The following is a 6,259-nucleotide window of genomic DNA, read 5'->3' on the forward strand; positions in this document are numbered from 1 at the left end:
CCAGCGGGGATAAATCCCCTCGCCACAATGGGTATGCGGTGAGGTCGTGCTGATGCGAAAAAATCCCGACAACAGGTGAGCTGATTCGACCTTTCCCAGCCCTTCACCCGCTGTCACCGCACTGTCACATCCATCTGCTGTGCTGAGCCGCATTCCGCTTCTGGCAAAGGATTCCGGCCATGTTCTCCATGCTGCGCCCGCACCGCCTCAAACTCGCCCTGCTTCTGCTGGCGGCCAACCTCGGGCTGATGCTCCACCTGGCCAACGGTGAGCTCAAACCGCTGAGTGAGTGGGTCTGGCTGGATATTCTCGGCGAAGGCGGCTCGGCCTTGCTGGCTCTGGTCTGGCTCGGCCTGGTGCTCAAGAGTCGCCCGGCCGGTCGGGTGACCAACTATCTGGTATGGGGCCTGGGTTGCATCTTTTTTTCCTGGTGGATCGACAGCCTCGACGAGTTCATCCGTCTGCCCGACACCATCACCTGGGACCACTGGCTGGAGTCCGGGCCGATGCCGGTGGGCATGATTCTGCTGACCCTCGGCATCTATCACTGGCACCGGGAGCAACTGGCGATCAACGGGCAAATGGAAAAGCGTGAACGGTTGTTCCGCGAGCACCGCCTGTTCGACAAACTCACGCCGCTGGGAGGCGCGGACTTTTTCAAACATGAACTGACGAGCAGCCTGGAGGACAGCCGGCGCCGTCAGCAGCCTTTGTCCTTGCTGGCTCTGGACCTGGACAACTTCACCGCCATCAATCAGCGCTTCGGTCACGGCGAGGGCGATGCGGTGCTGCAAGCGGTCAGTCAATTGCTGGTGCTGAACCTGCGCCGGCAGGATCTGCTTTGCCGCCTGGCCGGTGATCGCTTTGTGGTCCTGTTGCCCGACACCGGCGAGCGCCAGGCCCGGCATCTGGCCGCCGAGCTTGCCCACGCCGTTTGCAGCCTGGCCCACAAGACCCGGCAACACGGCGAGCGCTTGCAACTGACGGCCAGTACCGCCGTGGTGATGGCATTCGACGAGTCGCCGGAAGCCTTGCTCAAACGCCTCAACCTGACACTGGCCCGCTCCCGTTCCACGTTGAAAAGCGCCTGAGGCCGGTCCATGACGCTCAAGACCTGCTGGTATGAAACCGATAGCCGCTTCATTCCGGGGCACTATCAGCCTGCCGCGCTGATCGATCTGGCACTGTCGCGTGACATCGACAGCCACCGCCTGCTGCGTGGCACCGGGCTGTTTCACGACGATATCCTCGCCGGCCAGAGCCGCATCAGCCCGCAACAGTTTCTTGGCCTGATCGACAACAGCCGACGCCTGCTCGATGCCAGTGACAGCAGTTTTCTGTTCGGCCAGCGGCTGCTGCCAGGGCATTACGGACCGGCCAGTCATGCCTTGCGCCACGCGCAGAATCTGCATCAGGCCCTGGAAACCCTGATCGACCAACAAGCCCTGCTCAGCCCCCTGGCCGCACCGCGCCTGTTATTGGACGAGCACTACGCCTACGTCCATTGGCTGGACAGTTGCGGTGCCACTGAACAATGGCGCTTCATACTGGAAGCAAGCATGACGTCGATGGTTGCCATGAGTGCATGGCTGAGCGGCGAACGTCTGCCCTGGCAATGCAGCTTTCGCCATGAAGAGCCGCGTTACGTCGAACAGTACTGGGTGCACCTGGGTGAGCAGACGCAATTCAATCGTCCGCTGGACCTGATGCGCCTGCCTCGCCACTGTCTGGCTCAGCCCTGGCCTAACGTCTCGGCCACCGCCGGCCAGGTGGCACGGATCGAGTCCCGAGACCAGCTCGAGCAATTGGGTTTCGCCGCCAGCTTTCTGGACTGCGTCTATGACTACCTGCACAGCCATGTGCAGCAGACGCCCAGCCTGGAACAGACCGCCCAGGCTTTCGCCATGAGCCCGGCGACCCTCAAGCGCAAGCTGCACAAGCACCGTACCGGGTTCCAGCAACAGGTCGACCGGGTGCACACCCATGTGGCGTTGTACTTGTACCAGGTCAAGGGGTTCAGCAACGAGGAAGTGGCGCAGTACCTGAACTTCAACGACACGGCGAATTTTCGCCGCTCGTTCAAGCGCTGGACCGGCAGTACGCCGAATCTGATCCGGCAATTGCTGATGTTGGGGTGAGGGAATTTAGCGGAACTTCGCACCACCACAAATAAATTCCCTGTGGGCTCAGTGCCCGCGAATGTAGTGCTCCAACTGCCGGATCAAATCCGCCTGCTCGACAATTGCCTCTTTCACCAGATCGCCAATGGACAACAACCCCATCAACTGGCCGTTATCCAGCACCGGCAAGTGCCGCAGGTGGCTATCGGTCATGACTTCCATGCAGCGGTCGATGCTCTGCTGGCTATCGGCGGTGACCACGGGGGCACTCATGACCGTGCGTACCGAAGTGCCCACCGAGGAGCGTCCCTGCAACACCATCTTGCGCGCATAGTCGCGCTCGCTGAACACGCCAACCACCTGACCGTCTTCGATCACCGGCAACGCGCCGACATTTTTCTCGGCCATGATCTGCAGCGCTTCAAGCACGGTCTGCTCCGGCGCGATGCTGTGAACCTGCTGGTGCTGCACACTCTTGAGTCTTACCAGTTGAGCGGCTGTTTTCATTGTTGATCCTCAACTTCAGTTAAAGGCAAGCCAACCAAACAAGAAGATCTGCGCTAGGCGCGCCCCCTGTGGCGAGGGGATTTATCCCCGTTGGGCTGCTACGCAGCCCCAAGAACAGCGCATCCGATCTATCAGTGATACCGAGTTGGCAGGTTTAAGGGCTGCTGCGCAGCCCAACGGGGATAAATCCCCTCGCCACAACAGCGGTGTTGCCGCGCTCAGGTGCGAATCAGTCTTCGCCAATCTCCACCACATCACCATTCAGGCGCACCGGCCACACCCGCAGACGCTGCTCCGGGTACTCCAGGCAGTGGCCGTCTTCCAGGCGGAAATGCTGTTTGTACAAGGGCGATGCGATCACCAGTTCGCCCTTGATGCAGCCCAACAGCCCACGACCGATCACGTTCGCCCCGGACTTGGGGTCGCGGTTGTCGATGGCGTACAACGGCTTGTCCTGTTGTTCGGGCAGGTACAACAGCGCCACCTGGCTGCCGTCGTGCCAGGCGACCACGCCGGAGTTGGGCACCAGATCCTTGCGGCTGCACAGGGCACGCCATTGCACAGGGCTTGGGGCCGCGTCGCGGGTGGGGATACGAACAACGTTTGACTGGCTCATCAGAGCACCTCCTCGGTAACGGGAATCAGGTGAAGCTCGTGGGCATGAACCGGCCGGCGCTGGCCGCGTTCCCTGACGAAATGAACATCCGGATCGCCGCGACCGTCGTTGACGAAGGTGCGGAAGCGCTTGAGCTTGTCCGGGTCTTTGAGGGCGTTGGCCCACTCACATTCATAGCGATCGACCACCAGTTGCATCTGGGCTTCGAGTTCGGCCCCCAGGCCCAGGCTGTCGTCGATGATCACGTCCTTGAGGTAGTCCAGGCCGCCTTCCAGGCTTTCGCGCCAGACCGACGTGCGTTGCAACTTGTCGGCGGTGCGGATGTAGAACATCAGGAAGCGGTCGATGTAGCGAATCAGAGTCGCGTCATCCAGGTCGGTGGCGAACAGCTCGGCGTGACGCGGGCGCATGCCGCCGTTACCGGCCACGTAGAGGTTCCAGCCCTTCTCGGTGGCGATCACGCCGACGTCCTTGCTCTGGGCCTCGGCGCACTCGCGGGTGCAGCCGGACACCGCGAACTTGAGCTTGTGGGGCGAACGCAAACCCTTGTAGCGATCTTCAATGGTCAGGGCCATTTGCACGCTGTCCTGCACGCCGTAACGGCACCAGGTGCTGCCCACGCAGGACTTCACCGTACGAGTCGACTTGCCGTAGGCGTGCCCGGTTTCGAAACCCGCTTCGATCAGTTCAGCCCAGATATCCGGCAACTGGTGCAACTGGGCGCCGAACAGGTCGATGCGCTGGCCGCCGGTGATCTTGGTGTAAAGGTCGTATTTTTTGGCGACCACGCCGATGGCGATCAGCTTATCGGCGGTGATTTCGCCCCCGGCGATGCGTGGCACCACCGAATAGGTGCCGTTTTTCTGCATGTTCGCCATGAAGGTATCGTTGGTGTCCTGCAACGGCACCAGGGACGGGTCCATGATCGGCTGGTTCCAGCACGACGCCAGGATCGAGCCCACCGCCGGTTTGCACAAGTCGCAACCGGTGTGGCCGCGGCCGTGCTTGGCCAGCAGCTCGTCGAAGCTGATGATGCCTTCAACCCGCACCAAGGCATAAAGCTCCTGACGGGTATAGGCGAAGTGTTCGCACAGGCTCTTGTCGACGCTGACGCCGCGAGCGATCAGTTCGTGCTCGAACACCTGCTTGACCAAGGCGGCGCAACCACCGCAACCGGTGCCGGCCTTGGTATCGCATTTCAGTTGCCCAAGGTCGGTGCAGCCGCTGTCGATGGCCGCACAGATCGAGCCTTTGGTGACGTTGTGGCACGAGCAAATGGTCGCTGCCGCGGGCAGCGCTGCCGGGCCCAACGTGGGTGCGCCTTCGGAACTCGGCAGGATCAGGCCGGCCGCGTCCTTGGGCAAGGCGATGCCGTTCTGCATGTATTGCAGCAGGGTGTCGTAGTAGCTGTTATCGCCCACCAGGACCGCGCCGATCACCCGTTTGCCGTCGGCATCCACCACCAGTCGCCGGTAGCTGGCGCTGGTTTGATCGATGAACTGGAAGCTGCGCGAACCCGGTGTATTGCCGTGGGCGTCGCCGATGGAACCCACGTCCACCCCCAGCAACTTGAGCTTGGTGGACATGTCCGCGCCAGTGAACGGTTCGGCGCTTTCACCGCACAGGCAAGCCGCGACGTTGCGAGCCATCTGGTACCCCGGTGCGACCAGGCCGAAGATGCTGCCGTTCCAGGCTGCGCATTCGCCGATGGCGTAGATGTCCGGGTCACTGCTCAGGCAATGGTCATCGATCACCACGCCACCGCGCGGGCCGATCTGCAGATCGCACTGGCGAGCGAGGGCATCCTGGGCGCGGATGCCGGCGGAGAACACGATCAGGTCGGTTTCCAGGAAGTCGTCATCGCCGAAATTCATCCGATAACGGTACTGTTCACCAGCGCTGATGGACTGCGTGCCCTTCGACAGATGCACGCCGACGCCCAGCTTCTCGATGCGCGCCTTGAGGGCCAAACCGCCCTGCTCATCCAGTTGTACCGGCATCAATCGCGGGGCGAATTCCACCACATGGGCTTCCAGGCCCAAGGTCTTGAGGGCATTGGCCGCTTCCAGGCCCAGCAGACCACCCCCGACCACCACACCACGACGGGCGTTGCTTGCGGCGGCACGAATGGCGTCCAGGTCTTGCAGGGTGCGATAGACCAGGCAGGAATCGCCTTCGGCGCCCTGGATCGGTGGCACGAACGGGTAAGAGCCGGTAGCGAGGACCAGCTTGTCGTAGCTGATGCGAGCCTGGGCGGTGATCACCTGGCGCACCTGGCGATCAATTTCCAGCACTGGCACGCCCAAGTGCAGCGTGACGCCGGGGGTCTGGTACAACGAGGCTTGCCCAAGCGCCAGGGACTCGGCGTCACGGCCAGAGAAATACTCCGACAGATGCACGCGATCATAGGCGCGCATCGGTTCTTCGCTGAATACATGCAGGTGGTAATGATTGAGGGCACCGCGCTCGATCAGTTGCTCGACGCAGTGATGGCCGACCATGCCATTGCCGATCACGATCAGTGTTTGCAGCTTGTTCAGGGAAGCGACGTTGGAATTCATAAAAGCACCCGACAAAAGCCCATCACGATTTTGGAAGCAAAAAAAAAGACGCCTGAAACCTTGCGGTTCCAGGCGTCTTTGCCTGTTCTGTGCGGTATCGATCCGGCGACTGCGCCCCGATCTACCGTTATCCCCGGCCTGCTGGCTCTCGATCTTCGTTGACCGACGGGGTTGCCCACTTGAGTGTATTTACAGTGGGCCTGAACAGCCTCTTGCAGCGAGCGTGCCAAGCCTTTGTCTGTCCCTTTGAATTCATAGATCCAACGCTGCTTGCAACCCTCGGAAATCCCTGTGGGAGCGGGCTTGCCCGTGAAAAAGGCCGCCCCATCACCTCATGCTTACAGGCGCCCGCCTGAAGCTTCCATGCGCGGACGATTGCCTTGCCATGGTGCGATCTATCGCCTGCGGCTTCATAAAAGTGCAGTGACTGGGCGGACGCCATCGCGAGCAGGCTC

The 6,259-nt window shown here is 61.5% G+C and carries 5 protein-coding genes; 2 read left to right on the forward strand and 3 right to left on the reverse strand.

The features are described 5' to 3' along the window. Positions 1-179 precede the first annotated feature (179 nt). Positions 180-1,091, forward strand: coding sequence for a GGDEF domain-containing protein (locus tag HU811_RS23690; RefSeq protein ID WP_092397992.1), 912 nt, complete (start codon positions 180-182; stop codon positions 1,089-1,091). A 9-nt stretch (positions 1,092-1,100) separates the two neighbouring features. Beyond that, positions 1,101-2,138, forward strand: a complete 1,038-nt coding sequence (locus HU811_RS23695; protein ID WP_186658387.1) for an AraC family transcriptional regulator — start codon at positions 1,101-1,103, stop codon at positions 2,136-2,138. A gap of 48 nt (positions 2,139-2,186) precedes the next feature. Here the strand turns inward: HU811_RS23695 and HU811_RS23700 are convergent, their stop codons facing one another. The 3 genes from HU811_RS23700 to nirB form a co-directional block, all read right to left on the reverse strand. After that, positions 2,187-2,627 (reverse strand): CBS domain-containing protein, encoded by a 441-nt coding sequence (locus tag HU811_RS23700; protein WP_092397988.1) that lies wholly within the window; start codon positions 2,625-2,627, stop codon positions 2,187-2,189. Between the two features lie 229 nt (positions 2,628-2,856). After that, positions 2,857-3,243: a nitrite reductase small subunit NirD gene (gene nirD, locus HU811_RS23705; protein ID WP_186658389.1), complete on the reverse strand. Its 387-nt coding sequence runs from the start codon at positions 3,241-3,243 to the stop codon at positions 2,857-2,859. Then, the gene (nirB, locus tag HU811_RS23710; RefSeq protein ID WP_186658390.1) at positions 3,243-5,804 is read right to left on the reverse strand and encodes a nitrite reductase large subunit NirB; all 2,562 of its coding nucleotides are present in this window, start codon (positions 5,802-5,804) and stop codon (positions 3,243-3,245) included. Before nirB ends, nirD begins: the two co-directional genes overlap by 1 nt. Positions 5,805-6,259: the final 455 nt, after the last annotated feature.

Origin of the sequence: Pseudomonas tehranensis, assembly GCF_014268615.1 — a bacterium.
Lineage (GTDB): Bacteria > Pseudomonadota > Gammaproteobacteria > Pseudomonadales > Pseudomonadaceae > Aquipseudomonas > Aquipseudomonas tehranensis.